This window comes from Brevundimonas huaxiensis (assembly GCF_014218725.1).
Taxonomy (GTDB): Bacteria; Pseudomonadota; Alphaproteobacteria; order Caulobacterales; family Caulobacteraceae; genus Brevundimonas; species Brevundimonas huaxiensis.
In genome coordinates, this window is record NZ_JABBJE010000001.1 from 1 (window position 1) to 22,683 (window position 22,683).

The window sequence follows — 22,683 nt, forward strand, 5'->3', positions numbered from 1 at the left end:
ACGCCGAACGCCGCCTTCAGATGGGCGACGGCCTGGCGCAGCGCCGCGGGCCCTACCACTTTTTTGACAGCAGATCGTTCAACGCGGCTTTGTCGAGCATGGCGTCGGCCAGCAGGCGCTTCAGCTTTCCGTTCTCGTCTTCCAGGGCCCGGAGGCGCTGGGCGTCCGACACGCTCATCCCGCCGAACTTGGCCTTCCAGGCGTAGATCGTGCCCTCCGACACGCCGTGCTTGCGCGCCAGCTCGCCCGCTTTGGCGCCGGCCTCGTTCTCCCGCAGGATCCCGATGATCTGCTCTTCCGTGAATCTCGCTCGTTTCATTCCGTCCGTCCTTTCAAGGGCCGGACTCTAGCTCCGCGTGGAGGAAATTCTCAGGGGCACGTCACGCCCTCTACATCGGGGCGGTCGAAGGAGAAGAGGGCTGGCTCGGCCCCAAACACGTCTATCGCATGACGGATATCAAGGCGACGCCCGACGCATCGGACGCGGCTCGTCAAACCTATGCCGCCGACATTCTTAAGCCGGGCGGCTTCGCGGAGGGCGTCCGCTGGTATCAAGACAATACGCGCGAACCGATCCGCGATGAAACTCTGCGCGAGGGTTTGGTCGCAATGGGAGCAGTGATTGAACGCACCGACCTGCCTACTACCTCCAGCAAGCCGCGGTATGCACTTCGGAAAGATTTCGCAGATCTGTTCGATCCTACCCTTGAAGGCGATGTTCTGGTGTCGGCCATTACGGCTTGGAGCCGGGCGCATCTGAACGCCGGGGCGTTGGCGCGGATCGCCATCGTGCGCGGCGGCGCCAGCCAAGCGGACGATCAGGTCTTGGTCAACTTCCCCAATGGCGAAACTCAGCGCATGAAGCCTGGTCCGAGTTCGGTCATCACCAAGGCGGTGATCGAGGAGTTCGCCCCAAGGTTCCTAGCCAGTCCTACAGTCCTGTTTGTTTCAGAGAGCGGGGCGAAGGTCGTGGCCCGCTACGACGACATGGCCCGAAGGATCGGTTTGAAAATTCAGGCGGACAAGAACCTACCCGACGTGATCCTTGCCGATATCGACGGCGAACATCCTTTGCTGGTCTTTGTGGAAGTGGTCGCCACGGATGGCCCCATCAACGAGCGTCGCAAGTCTGCGCTGGCCGCGTTGGCCTCTGAGGCTGGTTTTCCAGTGGAGCACGTCGCTTATGTCACGGCCTTCCTTGATCGGAGCCGCGCTCCGTTCAAGAAGGCCGTCGATGGATTGGCATGGGGAAGCTATGCGTGGTTCGCGGCAGAACCAGAGCGACTGGTCGCGTTCTCCAGCGGTAAGCTAGCCCTGCTATAGCTGGAGTTGGTCGCCTTCCTGCGCAGCCCTCCAACAAACTTTGAAGGAAATGCGCGGCCATCTACCCCTGCACCGTCTCCGTGATGAAATGCCTCCCCTGCCGATCCTCGATCTCGACCACCCACAGGTCCGGGTCATACCCGCGCTGGCGGGCGATATAGGCGTCCAGTTCGGTTTCGCTGTCGGACGTCACCGGCTGGATCCACAGGCGGTCGCCGTCGGGGCCGAAGGCTTCGGTGAACAGGCGGGCGGTGCGGGTGGTGGTGTCGTAGGCCTTGACGATGACCGAGCCGGCGCGGGCGTCGCCCTTTTTGACGACGGTCGCATAGGCGCCCTCGATCTGGGCGCGGCGGATCAGGGCGCTGACCCACAGGTCGCTGGAAAGAAGCAATTCGCTAACCCTGCTCGAACACGGAACCCCAACCCTGGCGCGCTAGGGTCGGGGCATGAGGATAGGCCTTTCCCCCCGGCAAGCCAGAGGTTTCACGTCGGCCGTGCTGATCGCCGCGACGCCCCCCCTGTTCGTTTCGGGCGCAGCCTTCGCCGCGCCGCAGGACCGCTTCTATGAGCGCAGCTTCGTGCTGGCCGCCAACGACCGCTGCGGCCTGTTCGAGCCGCAGTTGACCGCCGCCCTGACGGCTGCGGCCTGGCAGGCGCGGGGCGCGGCCCTGCGCGCGGGATCCAGCGACCGGCAACTGGCCGAGACGGCCCAGCGCGCGCGGGCGCGGGCGAATACGACGCCGTGCGGCTCCACCGATCTGAAGACGGTTCAGGGCCGGGTCCAGACCGCCTTTTCCGGCTGGTCGCGCACGACGCGGATGGAGTTTCCCGGCGATCGCCGAAAGTGGAGCGCGGACCGCGCGGCCTATGCGCGCCCGACCTGGCGGTTGATGCAGGCGACCGTGACCGGCGCCTCGCCCGTGCGGTTCGGCATGGTCGGCGGCATGGACCGGCCGGATCAACTGGCCGCCGTGGTGTCCTGGCAGGGGCGCTCGCGGCCGACCGGGGTGCGGGTGGTGATGCGCGACCATACGGTGGCGCCGCGTCCGTGGCTGTCGCACGACCTGCCGCCCGCCGCGCAGCGCCGCGCCTTTTGGGCCGCCGGCGTGATCAGCGCCGAACCGATGCTGCTGCCCGAAGGCCGTCCGGCCGGTCAGGCCTGGCTGTTCCCCGCCGCCGCCGCCGACGCCCTCTCGGCCCTGGATCCGCGCGAGGTCTTCACCGTCGAGTTCCTGTTCCGCGACGGCAGCATCGCCCGCTCCACCTTCGAAGCGGGCGACTTCGCGGCGGGCCGGGCGTTCCTGGCGATGGGGCAGGTTTAGGGGGCGCGTTGCAGCTCTAACGCTGAACGGACCCTCAAGAGTGGGACATAGAGGTAGGCGACAGCGCCCTCGTAGGCCGCACCGCCGGTGTGGGCGCGTGTCCCGTTCCATCTCGTGGCCTCGCGCCGGGCGCGGGCTTCAGTCTGGCCTTGCATCATATGATCGACGCGACAGTCTCGATAGACGTCCCGTCGCACGATGCAACTTACCTCCATTGATCGACCCGGCGCGCCGGCGGTCGAGCTGGAGTCCGACGATACGACGACCAGCATCATCGGCGCTCGGGCCAGTGTGTCCCTGTCGTTCGTCAGCGCGTACCCGCAGGCCGTCAGAACGCGATCGACATTGGCATGTTCGGTCGGCAGTTCGAAGGTTGCCGTGACAGGCGAAGCCTGTCCGACGTCCGAACGCAGTTGCAGGGTGCCGACAGCGCGAAGAAAGCGTGCGTCACGCGCCGGGGCGGCGCTGAACCATGTACGTCCAGCAGCCACGTCCCATGTCTGAACGTCGGTCAGGCCATCCGCACGTTCGGCCCTCAGCCGATACAACGGGCCCGGTCGTTCCGGAAATCCCTGCAGAGCGACTTTCAGCTCACCCGCGCTGCATTGCACTATGATCGCTTGCCCTCCGTCGTAGCGAACGGCGGCGACGGACAGGTTGCGCGCCGCATCCTGGGCGAACTCCCAATCGTCACCCGTCTGTGCGCTGGCGAATGTCGCGTGGCTAAGACCGGCCGTGCTCATCGCGATCGCAAAAAATGTTGATGCCAAACGGTTCATGCCATTCCCTCCCTCATCCCTGCCGCAGGCTGAAAGCGGGTCGCCCAGACGTCAAGCCTAGACAGTGACCGGCGTCGCATCGACAGCCGCCTCGCTAGTCTCCACCACCATCACCGGCAACCGGATCATCACCGCTGCGCCTTCGCCCAGGGTGCTGTCGATGGTCATGCGGCCGCCGTGCAGTTCGGTCAGGCTGCGGACCAGGGACAGGCCCAGGCCGGTGCCTTGCGCCTTCTGGTCGGCGCCGCCGGCCTGTTCGAAGGGGCGGCCCAGGCGTTGCAAATCCTGCGGCGCGATGCCGACGCCGGTGTCGGACACGACCAGATCCAGGTCCGGGCCGTCGGCGTCCAGGGTGATGGTGACCGAGCCGCCCGCCGGGGTGAATTTGACCGCATTGGACAGCAGGTTCAGCGCCATCTGCTTCAGGGCGCGGGCGTCGGCGCGGACTTTGATGGGCTCTGACGGCAGGACGGCGGCCAGCTCGACCCCCTTGTCGTCGGCCTGAAGCCGGACCAGGGCGACGGCGGCGGACACGGCGTCGCGGGCGTCGAACGTCTCCATCGCCAGCTGGTAGCGCTCGGCCTCGATCTTGGACAGGTCCAGCACGTCGTTGATCAGGTCCAGCAGATGGCCGCCCGCCTGATGAATGGCGTCGGCGTAGCCAGCGTAGCGCTCGGGCAGGGGGCCGAACAGCTTCTGGCGCATGATGTCGGCGAAACCGAGCACGGCGTTCAGGGGCGTGCGCAGCTCGTGGCTCATATTGGCCAGGAAACGGGTCTTGCCGGCCGACTGGGCCTCGGCCTCGACGCGGGCGGTCTCCAGCCCCAGCTCGCGGGCGAACTGGGCCGTGCCGTCGAACGCCTGGGCGATCAGGCGCGGGCGGTCCGTCTCGTGCTGGAACGGGCCCAGGATCATGACGACCCGGCGGTCCAGGGCGATGCGCGGCGTGAACTGGACCTCGACCGACTGGCCCGACAGGGCGCGGGCCAGGGCCGCGGACACGGCCGGGCGGTCGGGCGCATGGACGGCCGAGATCAGGCCCTGTTCGGTCAGGGCCAGCACCGACAGCGCGGGCGGCGGCGTGCCCCAGGTGGCGACGGCGCGGCCGGATGGATCGAGCAGCAGCGTCAGGGCCGGCTGATCCTCCAGCAGGGCGGCGATCCGGGCGGCCTGATCTTCGGCCTCGGCCAGGCGACGCTGGCGCGCGCTCCAGGTCAGGCGCATGGCCGCGATGATCGCGCCCATGGCCAGCAGGCCCGAGACGGCGGCCAGCAAGGGGCCTTGCGCCTCCGCCCCGTTCAGCCAGGTCGAGATCAGCCCCGCCAGCAGCGGCAGGGCCACCGCAAAGGCGCCCATCCGGGTCAGACGGTCGGCGCCGACGCGGGCGTGATCGAGGGCGATCCCCGCCGCCAGCGGCGTCAGGATCAGGCCGGGCAGGGCGCCGGTCACGCCGCCGGTCAGGCCGGCCGAGGCGGTGGCGGCCAGGATCCAGCCGCCCATGACCGCCAGCCTCAGCCCCACGCTGTCGCGCACCATCAGCACGACGCCGAACACGCCGGGGAAGGCCATCAGCAGCAGGGCGGCCAGCGGCGCGTCCTTCAGCCTGTCCATCATCTGCGCCGCCAGCGCCGTCAGGGCCACCGCCACCGCCCAGATCGCATGCCACAAGGCGACCAGAGGGGCGCCCAGCGCCGCGTCGTGCGTTGCGTCGTCCTCGTATCTGGCGGGAGCGTCGGGTTTCAAGAAGGGCGGGCCATGGGTTTCGTCTGCGCTCAGACTAGGGCTGCGGCTGAGTCGGTGCGAGGCCGCTCCCCCCTGAGGCGAACCCCATTGCGGCGTTCACCATGAATATCGGGGGACAAAACGGCCGGTTGTCGTTAACGGCCGCGCGGCCTATCTGGCGGCCCATGACCAACCGCACGCCGCCGACCGACACCCTGGACCAGACCCTGGCCGAACTGGCCGAGGATTTCGACCTGCTGGGCGATTGGGAGCAGCGGATCGAATACGTCATCGAACTGGGCAAGGGGCTGGCCCCGCTGGACGAGGCCGACCGGATCGATGCCAACAAGGTGCCGGGCTGTGCGGCCCAGGTCTGGCTGGCGACGACCCAGGACGACGGTCGGCTGTGGTTCGCCGCCGACAGCGACAGCGCCCTGTCCAAGGGCAATATCGCCCTGCTGCTGAAACTCTATTCCGGCCGCACGCCTGACGAGATCCTCGACTTCGACGCCCGCGCGGCGCTGGATCGGCTGGGCCTGCCCTCGGCTTTGACGCGCCAGCGCGCCAACGGCCTGAACAGCATGGTCGGCCGCATCCGCGAGGCCGCGCTGGCGGTTCAGTAGTCGGGGCTTGCAACCGCCGGCCCGGCGACCCACGATCGCAGGGTCGTAACCGGGGGCGCGAATGGACCTGCTGAAGATCCTGCGCAGTTTCGAGGAGTTTCTCTTCGAGGCGGTCAGCTGGCTGGTCTTCTATCCCCTGACCCTGTGGCGGATCTTGCGTGGGCCGCTGGCGGCGATGGACTATTCGGACCGCGAGCAGAGCGACAGCGAGGAGCATCGCTATGACGACGCGCTCAGCCCGCCGCTGTTCCTTCTGGCCACCATCGTCCTGACCAATCTGCTGTCGATGGCGCTGCATGTGCCACAGCCGCCCGAGGCGACCGACCTCAGCCGCGTGGTCTATGCGTCCCAGCAGAACCTGGTCCTGTTCCGCTCGCTGGCCTTCAGCCTGATCCCGCTGGTCGCCGCCGTCACCCTGCTGCGCCACGAGAAGAAGCGTATCGCCCGCGAGACCCTGCGCGCGCCCTTCTATGCGCAATGCTATCTGGCGGCCGTCTGCGTCGCCTTCGTCTCGGTCGGCGGCGCCATCTTCCAGCGGCCCGAACTGCCCAATGCGGTGGGCGCGGCGATCATGATCGTCGGCGCGGCCTGGTTCCTCTTCGTGCAGTCGCGCTGGTTCGCCCGGCGGCTGAACGTGTCAAAGGCGCGCGGCGCCGTGATCGCCGTCCTGGCCCTGATCCGGGCGCTGATCTACCTGCTGGCGATCCTGGTCCCCGTATCCCTGATCTAAGGCGTCAATAGGGGGCCATCGACCGGACGTTGCCCGCCGCCGTAACGGTGCAAAGCGAGCGGTAGGGTCCCGTGGCCATGGTCAGCTCGAACTCGCCACGTCCGAGGTCACGCATGCCGATCGGCACACTGGAGCCATAGGGACGATTCTGAAACTCGTCGGCGCGGCGCGAGCAGGCCTGGCGCGCTGCATAGGGGGCGTTCTGCATCCAGCCGCTGTTGGCGTGGCGACGGTTCTGGCCTTCGTCCTCCCCGGCCAGATAGCCTTCGTGATAACCCTCTGTCTCGTGATTGGCGTCATAGTCGGCGCCGTGCAGGGCGGCCTCGTAGCCGCGCTGATATTCCCTGTCGTGGTCTGCACCGGCGTCACGGTGGCGGTTGTTGTGAGCGGCGATGGCGGCTGCCAGGCCGACGATGGCGACCCCGGCCGCAATGGCCGTCGCGTTGGAGCGATCCGAACCGCCCGAGCCGCACTCGCTGCGGCCCGCCTGGTTGATCGAGACGTAGCGGCCGTCGCGCGTCATGATCGACACGCAGTCGGCGCCGTTACGCCAATAGGTCATGCGCCCATCGCCCACGACTTCGGACCGATCGGTAGGCTGATAGCCGCGACGGTTCAGCTCGCCCTCAGCTTGACCGGCGCGCGCGCCGACAAGGTCGCCGAGAGCCGAGGGCGTTTGCGCCGCCGCAGGCAGGGCGGTCGCGAGCATCAAAGAGGACATCAGGCAGGCGAGGGGGCGGGACATGGGCGATCTCCGTGTGTCGGGACAACTCAAGGACGATGCCACATGCCAGCGGATTTCAAAAACCTGCGTTATGGTTAAGCGCGATTTTTTGGGTGCGATCGTTGCCCTTCACCCGATCCCATAGTGATCCGCCAGGGCCTGAAGCGCCTGTTTCAGCACCGTCTTACCCTGGCGGCGGCGTAGGCCCAAGCCCGTTTCGGCCAGTTGCAGGCTGTCGCCGTGGATGCAGATGCGGGTCAGGATGGGGCGAAGGCGCGGGCCGACGGCGGTCAGGGCCTGTTCGACGCGGCGGGCGGCGGACAGGGCGCGGTCGGTCGGCTCCATCCGGGCGGCGGTTCCCGAGCCGGCGGTCGGCAGGGCGTCCCAGCGCATGGTGACCGACGCGCCCTTCGTCGCCTGTTCCGCCTCGCGCCGCAGCCGTTCGCCGGCGGCGGCCTCGGCCGGGGTCAGCCAGGGGCGGCCGGACGCATCCTTGCGTCGCGCCAGCCAGGCGATGGGGCTTTCGCCCAGATTGGCCCGCGCCCGGACCATGCAGCCGTCCGGCTGCATCAGGTCGCGCTCGCCCGCCACGAAGCCGGGACGGCCAGGGGCGGGGGCAGGGGCGGGGGACGGCTTCGGGTCCGGCTGGGCGCGTCCCGACCAGCCGCCGCCGGGCCGCACGCGCAGGCCGGGCTGGTCGATCAGGGCGCGAAACTCGGCCTCGGTCAGGGTCAGGCTGATGCGGCTGCGGCGATCGGGCGACAGGCGCAAGGCATAGGCGCCGCCTTCGGCCGACAGCCAGGCGCCGGGCTTGGCCATCAGATCGCGCGCGCGTTCCAGAAGCCGGCTCATTGCGGCAGCTCCAGGCGGGGCGACTGATACAGGCCCTGGATGCACCCTTCGAGGTCGTTCATCAGGTCGTCGATGCTGCGCCGTTCGCGCTCGTCCTCGACCCAGCGGCAGGCGGCGCCGACGCTGGCGCGATTGACGCCGAAGACGTGGCCGACCCGCTCCAACGTCCAGCCATAGGCGACGTGGGACAGATACATGGCCAGCCAGCGCGGGCGGGCCGCGCGCGGGTTCATGCGGCCCCGGCCGGTCATCTGCGACGGATGGGCGCCGGTGCGCGCCGCGATCAGATGAATGGCCAGCCCGGCCTTGACCTGATCCTCCTCGGTGACCGGCACCCTGTAGTCCTCCAGCACGAAACGTCTCCCTCTCACGAACTCTCGACGCCGGCATCATAGGCGGCCGTGACGTCGCGATAGGAATATCGTCCTACTGTGCGCCAAAATCGGTCGTGGCGGCTTAACCGCCTTGCGGTTGCGGGCAGGACATTGTGCGGGGTGAGTTGTGAGTGGTGAGTGGTTAGGGGAGCATTCGTATGCGCTTTTCGGCGTCGCCCACTGACGAGTCACGCATCACCACTCACCCTCCGCGCCGACCAACATGGTTAATAAATTTCGAATCGTTGACTCCAGCCCCTCGACGCCGATTCGCAAATCAGCCTAGATTCGCCTCAATTGGATGGCGTTAACCCTTCTTAAGGTTTTCACGTCTTAACTTGCGAACAAGGTTACCCGGCCGTGTGTCAGGGTGGTTACCGCAAAGCTTTTGCCTGGAGGGGCACGTATGCGCGTCCTGTTGATTGAAGACGATCACGCAACCGCCCAAAGCATCGAACTGATGCTGAAGTCGGAAGGCTTCAACGTCTATACGACGGACCTGGGCGAGGAAGGCATCGATCTGGGCAAGATCTATGACTACGACCTCATTCTTCTTGACCTCAACCTGCCGGACATGAGCGGCCTTGAAGTCCTGCGCCAGCTGCGCGTCGGCAAGGTCAACACCCCGGTCATGATCCTGTCGGGCAGCCACGAGATCGAAACCAAGGTCAAGACCTTCGGCGGCGGCGCCGACGACTATATGACCAAGCCCTTCCACAAGGACGAGCTGATCGCGCGCACCCACGCCGTGGTCCGCCGCTCCAAGGGTCACGCCCAGGCGATCATCCACACCGGCGAGATCGCCGTGAACCTGGACGCCAAGACGGTCGAGGTGAACGGTCACCGCGTCCACCTGACGGGCAAGGAATACCAGATGCTGGAGCTGCTCTCGCTCCGCAAGGGCACGACCCTGACCAAGGAAATGTTCCTGAACCACCTGTACGGCGGCATGGACGAGCCCGAGCTGAAGATCATCGACGTCTTCATCTGCAAGCTGCGCAAGAAGCTGGCCACCGCCGCCGACGGCAAACACTATATCGAAACCGTCTGGGGCCGCGGCTATGTCCTGCGCGACCCGGCCGAGGGCGTCGTCACGGTCGCCGCCTGATCGACCTTCGATCCACGATTTCGAAACGCCCGCCGGTGACGGCGGGCGTTTTGCGTTGAGACCCTACTGACGCTTGGCCGGCATGTCGCGGCCGCCCTGATGCAGGATCAGGCCCTCGACGGCGCCGGCGGGGTTGCGGGTGAAGGTGATCTGGGCGTCGACGGCGGTCAGGTAGAAGGCGTCCTCAGCCTCCGCCGTCAGTGCGAAGGCGGGCTGTCCGGTGGCCTGGGCCATCAGCTTGCCGTCCACGACCGAGATCGTCAGGGCGAAGGTCGGGGCCAGATTATAAACGCCCTCATAAGCCTTCAGCACCTCGGGCGACAGGGCGACCGCGCGGCGTTCGCTGGGCAGGGTGACGGTTCCGCCGCGCGCCAGGGTGACCAAAGCCGCGCCCAGCTTACCGGGCGCCTCACCGTTCAGATTGCCCAGGACGATGACGGCGGTCCGGTCGCCCGGGTCATAGGCCATATAGGTGTTGAAGCCCTCGATGGCGCCGTTGTGCCAGACCAGACGCTTGCCGTCGGCCTCCGACACCATCAGCCCCATGGCGTAGCCGTTGCGGACCGGCGTGGTCAGGGCGGTCATGGACTGGGCGTTCAGCAGTCGTCCGCCGAACAGGCCCTGTTCCCACTTCAGCAGGTCGCGGGTGGTCGAATACAGGGCGCCGGCCCCGGTCGGGATGCTCATGTCCACATAGTCGGCGTTGACGACGCCGTCGGCGCCCGGCGCATAGCCCGAGGCGCGGCGGGGCAGGATCACGTCATGGCGGTCGTAACCGCTGTCGCTCATGCCCAGCGGGTGAAACAGATTGGCGGCTATGAAGTCGGCGTAGGTCTGGCCGCTGGCCGCCTCGATGATGGCGCTGAGCAGCACATAGCCCGAGTTGGAATAGGCGAACCGGGAGCCTGGCGCGAAGTCCAGCGGCCGGTCCCGGAACCGGGCGATCAGCTGGCTCATCGTCGCGGGCCGGGTCTTCTGCGCCTCAAAGTCGGAAAAGGCGGTGAAGTTGGGCACGCCCGCCGTGTGGCTGAGCAGGTGGCGCGGGGTGATCGCATCCCAGGCGGCCGGGGCGTCGGGCAGCCAGGTCTTGATCGGCGCATCCAGATCCAGCCTGCCCTGCTGGTTCAGCAGCATGACCGCGACGGCGGTGAACTGTTTCGACAGGGAGCCCAGGCGGAACTTCACATCACCGTCGTTGGGGATGTTCCATTCGCGATTGGCCAGGCCGTAGCCCTGATCCAGAAGGATGCGGCCGTCGCGGGCGACCAGGACGGCGCCGGAGAAGGCGTCGGCGTCGCTGGAGGCGCGGATCACCTGATCCATGCGCGCCACATCCTGGGCGGCGGCCGGGCGGCTGGCCAGCGGGCTGAGCGTGAGGGCCAGGGCGCTGGCGGCCAGCAGCAGGAGGGCCGGGCGACGGCGGGCGAGGGGCGACTGAGGCAACGGGCGGTCTCCTGAACGCGTCACGCTAACGCTTTCAGAGAGAGGCGGCGAGCGCGGCGTTCGGATGCAGGCGCCGCGACCTTTTCGTCAGGGCTGTCGGAAGGTCAGGGTCGCCTCCAGCCCGCCGCCGTCGGCGTTGGCGAGCGCCAGATGGGCGCCGGCGCGTTCGGCCATGCGGCGCGCGATGGTCAGCCCCAGGCCGGAACCGCCGCTGTCGCGCGAACGGGACGGATCGAGGCGGTAGAAGGGCTCGAACAGTTTCTCCAGTTGATCCGGCGCCACGCCGGTCCCGCGGTCGCGCACGATCAGGCGCACGCAATGGTCGTCGCGCACGGCGCTGACGGCCGCATCGCCGCCGTGGCGGACGGCGTTGTCGATCAGATTGGTCAGGCAGCGGCGCAGAGCCTGGGGCCGGGTCGGCACGACGGCGTTGCAGCCCTGAACGAACGCGACCGGCTGGCCCGCCTCGGCCGCGTCCTCGCAGATGGCGGACAGCAGCGCGTCCAGATCGACGGGGGTTGTGGCCTCGACGGTCGTCTCGATCCGGGCCAGGTCCAGCCCCTCGCGGACCAGATGCTGCATGCCCGCCAGATCGCTGATGAACTGGCCGCGCAGAGCCTCGTCCTCGATCTTTTCCACGCGCAGCCGCATCCGGGTCAGGGGCGTCTGGAGGTCGTGGGCGACGGCGGCCAGCACGCGGGTGCGATCCTCTATCAGGGCCTGCAGCCGGGTCTGCATGGCGTTCAGGGCGGCGGCGGCCTCGCGCACCTCGCGCGCGCCCTCCTCGACCAGGGGCGGGCGATCCAGATCGTGACTGAGGGCGACCGCGCCCTGGGACAGACGGTTCAGCGGCCCGGCCGCCAGCCGAGAAGCCATCCAGCCGGCCAGCAGCAGGGCGGCCAGACCCGCAAACAGCAGAACGGCGGCCTCGCGGCTGAGCGTCCACGGGCGCGGAGCGGGCGGCAGGCTGATCGCCACCGGGACGGGCGCGCCATTGGCCGGCCGCAGCACCAGGATGCGACACCGCAGACGATCGGTCGCCGCGCCGCACGCCCCGGCCGAGGCCTCGAACGCCTTGACCGAGACCCCGTCCACGCCCCGTCGCTTCAGCGCCTCGGCGACCGCATGGGTCAGCGACGGATCGGGCGCGCCCAGCCGCTGACCGGCCGCATCCGGCAGTCCGTCGGTCAGGCCGGCGGCGGGATCGTCGCTGGAGCCGGCCAGGTCCACGATCCGTTCGGCGGTGGTGAAGTCATGGGCCTGGGACAGGCGATGGCGATGGTTCAGGCCCAGGGCGGCGAAGGTCACGCCCGCCGCCAGCAGGGCGCCGACCAACAGCAGCAGGAACAGCCGCGTGGTCTCGGCCCCGGCCCGGCCGTGGCGGCTTCTTACGCGCGCCCCCATCACGCGCGCCATGTCACAGGCCCCGCCAGCATATAGCCCAGGCTGCGCACCGTCCGGATCAGGGCCGGGGCCTTGGCGTCGTCGCCCAGCTTCTGGCGCAGGCGGCTGACCCTCAGGTCGATGGCGCGGTCGTCGGCGTCGGCGACGGTGGACAGGGCGCGGATCCGCTCGCGCGACAGGGGCTTGCCGCCGTTCCTGACCAGGGCGTGCAGCAGGTCGAAGTCGGCGCCCGACAGCGGGGCCAGCCGTCCGTCCGGCGCCGTCAGGGCCCGCGCGGCGATGTCCAGCGACCAGCCGGAAAAGTCGGCGTGCCGCCCTTCGACCGCCGTCGCCTCGCCGCCGGTGCGCCGCAGGACGGTGCGGATGCGGGCCACCAGCTCGCGGGGCTCGAACGGCTTGGCCATATAGTCGTCGGCGCCCATCTCCAGCCCCACGATCCGGTCGATCGGATCGCCGCGCGCCGTCAGGATGATGACCGGCGTTTTGGACGCCGCCCGGATGCCGCGACACAGCGACAGGCCGTCCTCGTCCGGCAGGTTCAGGTCCAGCACCACCAGATCGACCGGCCCGGCCTCCAGCGCCGCCTTCATCGCCCGGCCGTCGGCGGCCTTCACCGTGCGAAACCCGTGCTGCTCCAGATGGTCGGACAACAGGTTTCGGATCTCGCGGTCGTCGTCGACGACCAGAAGGACAGGGGCGGCGGGGGTCTGGGACATTGGCGTTCGGCGAGCGGGAAGAAGCGCGATCTGTCGTCCTGTCTCATGGCCAAAGCGCGGCGGATACAGTCGGACACAATTCTCTTCGCCGACGATACGCGGCGACACCGACCGGCCCCGAACCGGCCGGACGCGGGTCCGAAACAGTGACTGTCCGACACGAGGCCGGACGCCAAACACACAGAAAGACCCGCCATGAAGTCCTTCCGTTCCACCGCCGCTTTCGGCGCCGCCGCCTTGGTGATCCTGACCAGCGGCGCAGCCTTCGCCGGTACGCCTTCGGCCCCGTCGTCGGGCGCTCACGCCCGCCCCGCCGCCTCCGCCCGCGCGCATCATCGGGTCAGCCACGCCCGCACCCACCGCGCCGTGACGCCTGCCAAGAAGAAGTAAGGCCCGACGCCTTGCTGGTCCTGCCGGCGTCCCCGGCCGGCAGGATCCCCGACACTCCTGAGACTTCGACCTTCAAAAGAAAGACATCGACATGAAATCCTACCGCACCGCCGCCGCCGTTTCGGCCGTCGCCTTCGTCGCCCTGACCAGCGGGGCCGCCTTCGCCGGCACGACCCCGGCGCCCTCGACCGCCATGACCGCTCGTCCGGCCGCGACCGCTTCGGCGACGACCCCTGCGCCGTCGGCCCGCGCCCCGCGTGCGCACCGCCGGGGTCATCAAGCCCAGGCCCAAACCTCGGTCCAGACGCCGGCGACCGCCAAGAAGAAGTAAACCGGCCGCCCCAACCGGTTCGCAAAGGAACGCCCGGCTGTCGCAAGACGGCCGGGCGTTTCCGTATTCAGAAGCGTGTCGTCAGGCGGGGGTCTTGAAGCCCGCCGCGATGGCGGCCGCCATCGGATTGGGACGGCCGAAGCTGTCAAAGGGCAGGGGCTTGTCCCGGCCGTCGTCCTTGTCGCCCTGACGATACCAGCTGTCGGTGTCGCGCAGGCCCCAGACGGTGAAGGCGAACTGCTGGGCCTTGGGCAGGGCCGCGAAGGCCGAGGCCAGTTCGGTGACGCGGGCGCCTTGCGCCGCGATCCGGTCGGTCTGGCTGCGGAGGTCCAGCCGGTTTTCGGTGCGCAGGGTGCAGTCCAGTTCCGACACATGGATCGGCAGGCCGAACTGGCTGATCTCGCGCATATAGGCGGCGATGACGCCCTCGGGGATGTCGATCCACAGGTGGGATTGCAGGCCCAGCCCCTGCAGCGGACAGCCGGCCTTCAGCAGCCGCTCGACCAGTTTCAGGAACTGCGCGCCCTTGGCCGGCACGCGTTCCTGATTGTATTCGTTGAGAAACAGGATGGCGTCAGGATCCGCGATCCGGGCCTTTTCGAACGCGCGCAGGATATAGCCGTCGTGGCCGTATCGCGCCGACCAGTGGCAGTCGCGCAGGCCCGAGCCGTCGTCCAGGATCGGCTCATTGACCACGTCCCAGCTGCGGACCTTGCCGCGATAGCGACTGGCGACCGTGGCGATATAGCCGTCGAAGGCGCGATCGAAGGCGGCGCCCGACAGGCCGCCAAAGGCCTCCTTGCCTTGCGCGTACCAGATCAGGGTGTGGCCATGCATCGCCATGCCCTCGGCCCGGGCGAAGGCGGCGATACGGTCCGAGCGGTCGAAGTTGGGCCGGTCCAGGCCGTTCGCCAGGATATATTCCATCTTCATCTCCCACTCGGGCGTGAGTTGAGAGACGTTGGCGCGGGCCAGGGCGACCCAGTCCGGGTCGTCGATCTGGCTGGCCTTGATCGCCGTGCCGAAGGGCGCCGGGGCGATGGACTTCAGCGGAGGAACGTTGGGCGGCGACGGCTCCGCCGAGGCGAAGCGGTCGCAGGCGGCCAGATTGCTCAAGGAAAGCGCGAGCGGAGCGGCGAGGACGGTGCGGCGGCTAAAGCCCTTCTCCCCTCGGGGGACAAGGTGGCTCGCGGAGCGAGACGGATGAGGGGGCTGTAGGGTCATCCCTGATCTCTCATCTCGAGGCTGGCGCCCCGCATCCGAGCCCTTCGGGCCCACCTTCTCCCCGAGGGAAGCAGGGAAGATCAAACGGCTCGCTTTCGCAGGCCCAGCTCGTCGAAGGCGGCGGTTTCACGCTTGGCCAGGGCGATCAGCTGGTTCAGGCGCGTAGTCTCGGCGACGTGTTCGAACTTCTTCAGCTCTTCGAACGCGCCCGTCAGGGCGTCGCGGGCGCCGGCTTCCTCGGCGTCCAGCACCGACAGGTCGCCTTCGGCTGCGGCCTTCCTGGATTTCCAGCCGTTCAGATAGGCGCCCAGCATCATGCCGGCCTCGGCGTCCATGCGGGCGCGGTTGCGTTCGCCCTCGGCCTCGGCGTCCAGCACGGCGATGCGGAGCTCGGCGACGGCGCGACGTTCGGCGATCTCGGCCAGACGCTTCTGCAGCGTCTCGACTTCATAGTTGGAGATGCGGATCAGGGATTGGGCCCAAGCGGTCATCTAAATCATCACTCCCTGATCATGCCTTGGTTCAGGATTGCTTCCAGCCGGGTAAAGGAATCGGAAAGACGCGTCGCATCGTCCTTGTCCTGACCCAGAAAATCTTCGAGGGCCGGGTTCAGCGCGATGGCCCGGTCCACGATGGGGTCGGCGCCGGTGCGGTAGGCGCCGATCTTGATCAGCTCTTCCATATTGGCATAGGCGCTCAGACACTGGCGCGCGCGCTTGTTCAGCTCGCGCTCGGGCGGGGTCTGACAGCCGGGCAGGGTGCGGCTGACCGATTTCAGCACGTCGATGGCGGGAAAGCGCCCGCGCTCGGCGATCTTGCGATCCATGACGATGTGACCGTCCAGAATACCGCGCACGGCGTCGGCGATCGGCTCGTCATGGTCGCCGCCGTCCACCAGCACGGTGAACAGGGCGGTGATGGGCGCCGCCGTCGTGCCGTCGGGCCGGATCGGGCCTGGACCGGCGCGCTCCAGCAGCTTGGGCAGTTCGGTGAAGACGGTGGGAGTGTAGCCCTTGGTCGTCGGCGGTTCGCCCGCCGCCAGCCCGATCTCGCGCTGGGCCATCGCAAAGCGGGTGACGCTGTCCATCAGGCACAGAACTTCGAGATCCTGGTCGCGCAGATATTCGGCGATGGCCATGGTCATATAGGCCGACTGACGGCGTTTCAGGGCCGGTTCGTCCGAGGTGGCGACCACGACAACGGCGCGTTTCAGCCCCTCTTCGCCCAGGGTCTCTTCCACGAACTCGCGCACCTCGCGGCCCCGTTCGCCGATCAGGCCGACGACCACGGCGTCGCAGGTCGCCTCCTTGGCCAGCATGGACAGCAGCACCGACTTGCCCACGCCCGATCCGGCGAAGATGCCCAGGCGCTGGCCCCGGCAGGTGGTGGTGAAGACGTCCATGGCCCGCACGCCCAGGTCCAGCCGCTCGCCGACCCGGCCGCGCGAATGGGCGGGCGGGGGCGGGGCGCGCAAGGGGTAGGGGGCGGGGCCTTGGGGCAGCGGCCCCTTGCCGTCGATCGGCTGGCCGAAGGCGTCGATGATGCGGCCCAGCCAGGCGGTGGTCGGGCGCACGCTGGCGGCCTGGTCGATGATGCGGATGTCGGCGCCGGGGGCCACGCCCTCGACCGGCCCGAAGGGCATCAGCAGGGCCTTGGAATCGCGGAAACCGACGACTTCGGCGGGCAGGGGATCATGGCCGCGCCGACCGATCTCGGCCCGGGCGCCGACGGCGAGGCGCGACAGGCCGCCGCGCGACTCGATCAGCAGGCCCGACACGCCCGCGACCTTGCCGGTCACGACCAGCGGATCGATCGCTTCGACGGCGGCGACGAGATTGCGCAAAAATCAGACCCCAGGAACAGGCCTCAACAGATGCGGCAACGTGGTTAACGACCGATGAAGCGCGGCTGCAACGCGGGGGATACGGCCGCGATTATTGCGTCTCGATTGCAACTCAAACGTGAAACGGTTTTTCAACTAATTAGGCGGCTAATCTTGCAACCGAGGCGGGCGGGGGCCGGCCGACAGCGAAGAGGTTGTGACCTATGTTCGCGCGTAAACCGAAGTCGTCGGACATGCAGGACCGGCTGATCGATCTGGACGGCAAGATGGCCGCCATCGGCCGGTCGCAGGCAGTGATCGAGTTCAACCTGGACGGCACAATCATCGACGCCAACCAGAACCTTCTGACCACGATGGGCTATAGTCTGGACGAGATCCGGGGCGCCCACCACAGGACCTTCATGGACCCGGCCGAGGCGGCCTCGCCCGACTACGCCGCCTTCTGGCGCGAGCTGAATGCCGGCCAGTTCCTGGCGCGCAAGTTCCGGCGGCTGGCCAAGGGTGGCCGCGAGGTCTGGCTCCAGGCCTCCTACAATCCGGTGTTCGGCCCAGACGGGCGGCCGGTGAAGGTCATCAAACTGGCCATCGACATCACCGCCGACGAGCAGGAGGCCGCGCGCCGCGAGGCCGAACGGGTCGAGGCGGAAAGCGCCCAGACCCTGCTGGTCGACGCCCTGGCGGGGGTGCTGAACAAGCTGTCGGCCGGGGACCTGACCGCGCGGATCGATGCGCCGGTGAAGGGCGACCATGTGCGGGTGCGCGACGACTATAATGCGGCGGTCGAAAGCCTGCGCCAGACGATGGGCCAGGCGCTGCGGGCCGTGTCGGGTCTGAGGGGCGGGGTGGGCGAAATCTCCAGCGCGTCCGACGACCTGTCGCGCCGCACCGAACAGCAGGCCGCCAGTTTGGAAGAAACGGCGGCGGCGCTGGACCAGATTACCGCCACGGTGAAACGCAGCGCGGATGGCGCCAAACAGGCCTCGGCGGCGGCCCTGGGCGCGCGCGCCGAGGCGGACCGGTCGGGCGAGGTGGTGCGCCAGGCGATCGCGGCGATGGACGGCATCAAGCGCAGCTCGACCCAGATCAGCGACATCATCGGGGTGATCGACGAGATCGCCTTCCAGACCAATCTCTTGGCCCTGAACGCCGGGGTCGAGGCGGCGCGGGCGGGCGAGGCGGGGCGCGGCTTCGCCGTCGTCGCCTCCGAAGTGCGGGCCCTGGCGCAGCGCTCGGCGGAAGCCGCGAAGGAGATCAAGACGCTGATCACCACCTCGGGCCAAGAGGTGGCGCAAGGGGTCAAGCTGGTCGACGAGACCGGCGCCGCCCTGTCGGCCATTGCGGTCAAGGTGGCGGAGATGGACGCCCTGGTCAGCGAGATCGCCGCCTCGGCTCAGGAACAGGCGACGGGGCTGAGCCAGGTCAATACGGCCGTCAACCAGATGGACCAGGTCACCCAGCAGAACGCGGCCATGGTCGAACAGACGACCGCCGCCGCCATGAGCCTAAAGTCCGAAACCGAACAACTGGCCCTGCTGGTCGAACGCTTCGAGACCGGCGAGGCGCCGGCACAGGCCCGCGTCCACGACCTGTCGCAGGCCGCCGCCCCCGTCCCCCTGGCCCGCGAACGCGCCCGCATCCGGGCCTTCGCCAGCGGCGGCGGCGCCGCGGCGGCGGCGGCATCGAACGCGGGCTGGGAAGAGTTCTGACCACCCCGCCTCCGCTCATCCCCGCGAAAGCGGGGACCCAGTCCTTTCGCATGGCAGGGTGCGTAGGATTGGCGGTGTGACCGAACTCAAACGATGAAACGCCCAAAGCGCTGGGTCCCCGCTTTCGCGGGGATGAGCGGAATCTTTAAGCCGGTTCGATCTCAACGCGATCAGCCCGCGTCGTTGCGATGGCGCCGACCGAGGCGGCGACGATGGCGGCGATGGCGAGCCATTGCTGGCCGGTCAGATGCTCGTGCAGGATCACAAGCCCGGCCAGGGCGCCGACGGCCGGCTCGGCGCTGAGCACCACGCCGAAGGTGCGTTTGGGGATGCTGCGCAAGGCGATCATCTCCAGCGAATAGGGCAGGGCGCTGGAGAAGATCGCCACCGCCACGCCCGCCAGGATGATGGCGGGGTTCAGCAGGGCGGCGCCCGCATGGGCCACGCCGAACGGCACGACGACAAGGGCCGCCACGCTCATGCCCAGCGCCACCGACTGGCCGGCGTGCAGGTGCGACAGCCGCTTGCCGAAGACGATGTACAGCGCCCAGCACAGGCCGGCGAAGGCGGCCAGCGCCATGCCGACGGGATCCAGCGCGCCGGCCCCGGCCTTCAGCGGCAACAGCAGGCCTAGCCCCACGACCGCCAGACCAATGCAGGCGAAATGAATGGGCTTGCGCGAATGGATCAGGGCCAGGGTCAGGGGCCCCATGAACTCGATGGCGATGGCCAGGCCCAGCGGAATGGTGCGCAGGGCCATGTAGAAGCTGAGGTTCATCGCCCCCAGCACGACGCCATACAGCGCGATGGCGCTCAGGTCCGCGCGGGTCGGGCGGAACCGCCATGGCCGGAACACGGCCACCAGCAGAAGGGCCGAAATCCCGACCCGATAGGCCGAGGTCCCCTCCGCCCCGATCACCGGAAACAGGGTCTTGGCGAAGGAGGTGCCGCACGCCAGCGTCACCATGCCCGAAAACAGCGCCAGATAGGGGATCAGGCGCGCCGCCAGCGGCGAGTTCAGGTGGGTTTTCAGCGCCAGCGACGTCATTGCGTAAAGCTAGCGTAACGCCGCTTGCGCTTCCCGGCGATTTTCCGCTTGAATGCGACGGAAACCGTCACTGGAGGCCCCTTAATGACGAATTTCGTCACCCTCGACGATTTCGACCATAAGCTGCTGATGCGGGTCCGGCGCAACAATCTGGAGCCGGCGCGGGTGACGGCCGAGGAGGTGGGCCTGTCGGAATCCGCCGTCCTGCGCCGCCTGCGTCGCCTGCGGGCCGAGGGCGTCATCGCCGCCGACGTCGCCGTGATCGATCCCGCCCGGGTCGAGCCGCGCATCGTCCTGCATGTCCAGGTCGAGATGAACACCCAGGATCGTAAAGTCATGGAGGCGTTCCAGCGCGCCATGAAGGCCAGCCCCGAGGTCCAGGGTTGCTGGGACGTGACGGGCGAAACCGACTATCTGCTGACCGTCGCCGTCCGCTCCATGCAGGACTATGAGGCCTTCGGCATCCGCGAGCTGGTCCCCGAAAAGGGCGTGCGCGGCTTCAAGAGCATGATTGTCATCCGCGAAGTCGTCGGCTTCGACCCCGCCCGCGCCGTGCTGGAGCGCTAGGTCGCCGGAGCTTCGACCACCAGGATCGCGCCGACGCCCTGGGTTCGGTTCTCGATCGTGCCGCCGATCTGGCGGACCAGGCTGTCGATGACGCGCATGCCCAGGCTGCGGTCGCTGCGGGCGGCGATCAGGTCGAAACCCTTGCCCTGGTCCGCGACCGTGACGGTCAGGCGCCCGTCGGCGATGCGGCCGGTGACCGCAACGCCGCCGCCTTCGGGGCCATAGGCGTATTTGATCGCGTTGGTGACCAGCTCGTTGACGATCAGACCGAGCGGGATGGCGATGTCGGCGCCCAGGGGCGCGTCGGACGCCTCGCAAGTGACGACATGGCGGTCGCTGCCGGCGTCGATGGCTTCGCACAGCTGGCAAAGGAAGTCGGACAGGATCACGGTCTGGACGTCGGCGCCGCGCCACAGCTGATCATGCACTTCGCTGATGGCCTGGATGCGCGATCCGGCCGTGGCCAGGGCGGCGCGCACCGCGTCGGAGGCCGCGCCGCGCGCCTGCATCGACAGCAGGCTGGAGACCAGCGACAGGCTGTTCTTGACCCGGTGGCTGACCTCGCGCGTCAGCAGGGCCTGATGTTCGATGGCGGCCAGAAGCCGCTGCTCGGTCTGCTGGCGGGCGATGGCGGCGCCGACGACGGCGGCGAAGGCGTCCAGGAACAGGGCGTCGCGGGCGTCGAACTGACCCTCGTCGGGACTGTCAACCTCCAGCACGCCCCAGGGTTCGCCGTCCAGCTCGGGCCGGATCAGGACGTTTATGGCGCGCCGCACGCCGTGGTCAGCCAGAAGCCTGGGCGTGTGAAAGCGCTGCTCGTTCTCCAGATGGTTGGAGATCAGGGGCTTGCCAGTCTGGAAGGCGTAGCCGGCCGGCGAATCCAGCTCGACGCTCAGCGAGGCCTGGCCCTCGACCGGCCCCGTCCAGCCGACGCCCGCGATCAGCACCAGCCGGTCGCGCGCCTCGTTATGGATCAGCACCTTGGACAGCGGCGTCTCCAGCCCGTCGGCGCAGACCGCGCAAGCGGCGTCCAGCAGGGCCTGACGATCGCGCTCGCGCAGGGCCACCTCGCCGAAGCGCGCCAGCAGCGACTGCTGCTTCAGGCGATAGCGCAGCTCATCGGCGGTGGAGCGGGTTTCGGCGGCCGGCGCATCCTCGATCCTGGGCGCGACCGGGGCGTCCATCCGGATCTGGGTTTCGGCGGCCGTATCCGCCTGCACCTCCGCGACCAGTTCGGCGATTTCCGGGGTCAGGCCGGTGTCGGAGAGCGGACGGGTATGAGGCAAGGACGGAAATCTCGGTTCGCGCGACGGCGACATATAGGCTGACATAGCCGCTCTGGAAGGTTTGCGCAGAAATCATCGCGCGTCACCCCTTGCGTGAGGCGGCGAGGCCTTATCTGTTGTGCGCCAGCATTCGAGGAGACCTTTTCCATGACCGACTTCAGCTATGACGCGTCCCGCCACCTGAAGAAGGGCCGGGGCAAGGTCTATGACTCGATCGTCGACACCATCGGCGACACGCCCATCGTGCGTCTGCCGCGTCTGTCGGCGGAGTGCGATGCGAAGGCGACGGTTCTGGCCAAGCTGGAGTTCTTCAACCCGATCGCCTCGGTCAAGGACCGGATCGGCGTGGCCATGGTCGAGGCGCTGCAGGAGGCGGGCAAGATCGACCAGGACACGGTGCTGATCGAGCCGACCAGCGGCAACACCGGCATCGCCCTGGCCTTCGTGGCGGCGGCCAAGGGGCTGAAGCTGACGCTATGCATGCCCGAAAGCATGTCGATCGAGCGACGCAAGATGCTGGCCCTGCTGGGCGCGCGGCTGGAGCTGACGCCGGCCGAAAAGGGCATGAAGGGCGCGATCGCGCGGGCGCAGGAACTGCTGGAGACTACGCCGAACTCGATCAGCCCGTCGCAGTTCGAGAACCTGGCCAACCCCGCCATTCACCGCGTCACGACGGCCGAGGAAATCTGGAACGACACGGCCGGGGCGGTGGACATCGTGGTCGCCGGCGTCGGCACCGGCGGCACGATCTCGGGCGTCGGCCAGGCGCTGAAGGCCAAGAAGGCGTCGGTGCAGTTCATCGCCGTCGAGCCCGAGGCCTCTCCGGTGCTGTCCGGCGGCGCGCCCGGCCCGCACAAGATCCAGGGCATCGGCGCCGGCTTCGTGCCCGCCATCTATGATCCATCGGTGGTCGATGGGGTCGAGCAGGTCTCCAACGACGACAGTTTCGACATGGCCAGAAAGGCCGCGCGGGTCGAGGGCATCCCCGTCGGCATCAGCTCGGGCGCGGCCCTGACCGCCGCCTTCCGCATCGCCGCGCGCGAGGAGAATGCGGGCAAGACCATCGTGGTGATCATCCCGTCCTTCGCCGAACGCTACCTGTCGACCGCGCTTTTCGAGGGGCTTTGAAGGGAGCGTGATTCACGCTTTTTGACGCCGCCGCCGCGCG

Annotated in this window: 24 protein-coding genes and 1 pseudogene; 10 read left to right on the top strand and 15 right to left on the bottom strand. The window is 68.3% G+C overall.

Annotation, left to right across the window (positions count from 1 at the left end; genetic code table 11):
• Positions 1-319 (bottom strand): annotated as a pseudogene (locus HF680_RS00005) (transposase); the annotation flags it as partial.
• A 74-nt stretch (positions 320-393) separates the two neighbouring features.
• Here HF680_RS00005 and HF680_RS16205 point away from each other — a divergent pair.
• Positions 394-1,323, top strand: a complete 930-nt coding sequence (locus tag HF680_RS16205) for a BsuBI/PstI family type II restriction endonuclease (protein WP_317133995.1) — start codon at positions 394-396, stop codon at positions 1,321-1,323.
• Between the two features lie 61 nt (positions 1,324-1,384).
• Here HF680_RS16205 and HF680_RS00015 read toward each other — a convergent pair whose 3' ends face one another.
• On the bottom strand, positions 1,385-1,714 hold the full coding sequence (locus HF680_RS00015; protein WP_045810480.1) for a DUF1491 family protein: 330 nt from the start codon (positions 1,712-1,714) through the stop codon (positions 1,385-1,387).
• 103 nt (positions 1,715-1,817) lie between these two features.
• Here HF680_RS00015 and HF680_RS00020 point away from each other — a divergent pair, with 103 nt between their 5' ends.
• Positions 1,818-2,645, top strand: a complete 828-nt coding sequence (locus HF680_RS00020; protein WP_317133968.1) for a hypothetical protein — start codon at positions 1,818-1,820, stop codon at positions 2,643-2,645.
• Here HF680_RS00020 and HF680_RS00025 read toward each other — a convergent pair.
• Both HF680_RS00025 and HF680_RS00030 read right to left on the bottom strand, forming a co-directional pair.
• Entirely contained in the window at positions 2,642-3,424 is a 783-nt protein-coding gene (locus HF680_RS00025) for a hypothetical protein (RefSeq protein WP_185223684.1), read from the bottom strand. The genes HF680_RS00020 and HF680_RS00025 overlap by 4 nt on opposite strands.
• Before the next feature lie 57 nt (positions 3,425-3,481).
• The gene (locus HF680_RS00030) at positions 3,482-5,167 is read right to left on the bottom strand and encodes a sensor histidine kinase (protein ID WP_185223685.1); all 1,686 of its coding nucleotides are present in this window, start codon (positions 5,165-5,167) and stop codon (positions 3,482-3,484) included.
• Positions 5,168-5,331: 164 nt separating this feature from the next.
• On the opposite strand from HF680_RS00030, the gene HF680_RS00035 reads away from it, so the two are divergent.
• Positions 5,332-5,769: a SufE family protein gene (locus tag HF680_RS00035; RefSeq protein WP_039244705.1), complete on the top strand. Its 438-nt coding sequence runs from the start codon at positions 5,332-5,334 to the stop codon at positions 5,767-5,769.
• A gap of 61 nt (positions 5,770-5,830) precedes the next feature.
• A complete protein-coding gene (locus HF680_RS00040) occupies positions 5,831-6,499 on the top strand; it encodes a hypothetical protein (protein ID WP_039244703.1) in 669 nt (222 codons plus the stop codon).
• 4 nt (positions 6,500-6,503) lie between these two features.
• Here HF680_RS00040 and HF680_RS00045 read toward each other — a convergent pair whose 3' ends face one another.
• The 3 genes from HF680_RS00045 to HF680_RS00055 form a co-directional block, all read right to left on the bottom strand.
• Complete coding sequence (locus HF680_RS00045; protein ID WP_185223686.1) at positions 6,504-7,244, bottom strand: hypothetical protein; 741 nt, start codon at positions 7,242-7,244, stop codon at positions 6,504-6,506.
• A 108-nt stretch (positions 7,245-7,352) separates the two neighbouring features.
• Positions 7,353-8,075, bottom strand: coding sequence for a DUF6456 domain-containing protein (locus tag HF680_RS00050; protein WP_185223687.1), 723 nt, complete (start codon positions 8,073-8,075; stop codon positions 7,353-7,355).
• The gene (locus HF680_RS00055) at positions 8,072-8,446 is read right to left on the bottom strand and encodes a chromosomal replication initiator DnaA (protein WP_265149636.1); all 375 of its coding nucleotides are present in this window, start codon (positions 8,444-8,446) and stop codon (positions 8,072-8,074) included. The genes HF680_RS00050 and HF680_RS00055 overlap by 4 nt, the downstream gene beginning before the upstream one ends.
• A 409-nt stretch (positions 8,447-8,855) precedes the next feature.
• Between HF680_RS00055 and ctrA the strand changes: the two genes are divergently transcribed.
• Complete coding sequence (ctrA, locus tag HF680_RS00060) at positions 8,856-9,557, top strand: response regulator transcription factor CtrA (RefSeq protein WP_017505852.1); 702 nt, start codon at positions 8,856-8,858, stop codon at positions 9,555-9,557.
• Between the two features lie 63 nt (positions 9,558-9,620).
• On the opposite strand, the gene HF680_RS00065 is transcribed toward ctrA, so the two are convergent.
• The 3 genes from HF680_RS00065 to HF680_RS00075 all read right to left on the bottom strand — a co-directional run bounded on the left by HF680_RS00065 (position 9,621) and on the right by HF680_RS00075 (position 13,120).
• On the bottom strand, positions 9,621-11,000 hold the full coding sequence (locus tag HF680_RS00065; protein ID WP_185223688.1) for a serine hydrolase: 1,380 nt from the start codon (positions 10,998-11,000) through the stop codon (positions 9,621-9,623).
• Between the two features lie 87 nt (positions 11,001-11,087).
• Positions 11,088-12,416, bottom strand: a complete 1,329-nt coding sequence (locus tag HF680_RS00070; RefSeq protein ID WP_235968797.1) for a sensor histidine kinase — start codon at positions 12,414-12,416, stop codon at positions 11,088-11,090.
• Positions 12,404-13,120 carry a response regulator gene (locus HF680_RS00075; RefSeq protein WP_185223689.1) on the bottom strand — a complete coding sequence of 239 codons (717 nt, stop codon included), beginning with the start codon at positions 13,118-13,120 and terminating at the stop codon, positions 12,404-12,406. The genes HF680_RS00070 and HF680_RS00075 overlap by 13 nt, the downstream gene beginning before the upstream one ends.
• Before the next feature lie 195 nt (positions 13,121-13,315).
• Here HF680_RS00075 and HF680_RS00080 point away from each other — a divergent pair, with 195 nt between their 5' ends.
• On the top strand, positions 13,316-13,510 hold the full coding sequence (locus HF680_RS00080; protein ID WP_017505846.1) for a hypothetical protein: 195 nt from the start codon (positions 13,316-13,318) through the stop codon (positions 13,508-13,510).
• 91 nt (positions 13,511-13,601) lie between these two features.
• On the top strand, positions 13,602-13,841 hold the full coding sequence (locus tag HF680_RS00085; RefSeq protein ID WP_045810471.1) for a hypothetical protein: 240 nt from the start codon (positions 13,602-13,604) through the stop codon (positions 13,839-13,841).
• An 81-nt stretch (positions 13,842-13,922) separates the two neighbouring features.
• On the opposite strand, the gene HF680_RS00090 is transcribed toward HF680_RS00085, so the two are convergent.
• From HF680_RS00090 to fliI, 3 genes are all read right to left on the bottom strand, one after another.
• A complete protein-coding gene (locus HF680_RS00090; RefSeq protein WP_185223690.1) occupies positions 13,923-14,957 on the bottom strand; it encodes an endo-1,4-beta-xylanase in 1,035 nt (344 codons plus the stop codon).
• A gap of 188 nt (positions 14,958-15,145) precedes the next feature.
• The gene (locus HF680_RS00095; protein ID WP_185223691.1) at positions 15,146-15,556 is read right to left on the bottom strand and encodes a flagellar export protein FliJ; all 411 of its coding nucleotides are present in this window, start codon (positions 15,554-15,556) and stop codon (positions 15,146-15,148) included.
• A gap of 8 nt (positions 15,557-15,564) precedes the next feature.
• The gene (gene fliI, locus HF680_RS00100; RefSeq protein WP_066552424.1) at positions 15,565-16,908 is read right to left on the bottom strand and encodes a flagellar protein export ATPase FliI; all 1,344 of its coding nucleotides are present in this window, start codon (positions 16,906-16,908) and stop codon (positions 15,565-15,567) included.
• Positions 16,909-17,111: 203 nt separating this feature from the next.
• Here fliI and HF680_RS00105 point away from each other — a divergent pair, with 203 nt between their 5' ends.
• On the top strand, positions 17,112-18,614 hold the full coding sequence (locus HF680_RS00105) for a methyl-accepting chemotaxis protein (protein WP_235968798.1): 1,503 nt from the start codon (positions 17,112-17,114) through the stop codon (positions 18,612-18,614).
• Between the two features lie 145 nt (positions 18,615-18,759).
• Here the strand turns inward: HF680_RS00105 and HF680_RS00110 are convergent, their stop codons facing one another.
• A complete protein-coding gene (locus HF680_RS00110) occupies positions 18,760-19,662 on the bottom strand; it encodes an EamA family transporter (RefSeq protein WP_185223692.1) in 903 nt (300 codons plus the stop codon).
• An 84-nt stretch (positions 19,663-19,746) separates the two neighbouring features.
• Here HF680_RS00110 and HF680_RS00115 point away from each other — a divergent pair, with 84 nt between their 5' ends.
• Positions 19,747-20,229, top strand: coding sequence for an Lrp/AsnC family transcriptional regulator (locus HF680_RS00115; RefSeq protein WP_185223693.1), 483 nt, complete (start codon positions 19,747-19,749; stop codon positions 20,227-20,229).
• On the opposite strand, the gene HF680_RS00120 is transcribed toward HF680_RS00115, so the two are convergent.
• Positions 20,226-21,515, bottom strand: coding sequence for a sensor histidine kinase (locus HF680_RS00120; protein WP_235968799.1), 1,290 nt, complete (start codon positions 21,513-21,515; stop codon positions 20,226-20,228). The genes HF680_RS00115 and HF680_RS00120 overlap by 4 nt on opposite strands.
• A 147-nt stretch (positions 21,516-21,662) precedes the next feature.
• Here HF680_RS00120 and cysK point away from each other — a divergent pair, with 147 nt between their 5' ends.
• Complete coding sequence (gene cysK, locus HF680_RS00125) at positions 21,663-22,643, top strand: cysteine synthase A (protein WP_185223694.1); 981 nt, start codon at positions 21,663-21,665, stop codon at positions 22,641-22,643.
• Positions 22,644-22,683 lie beyond the last annotated feature (40 nt).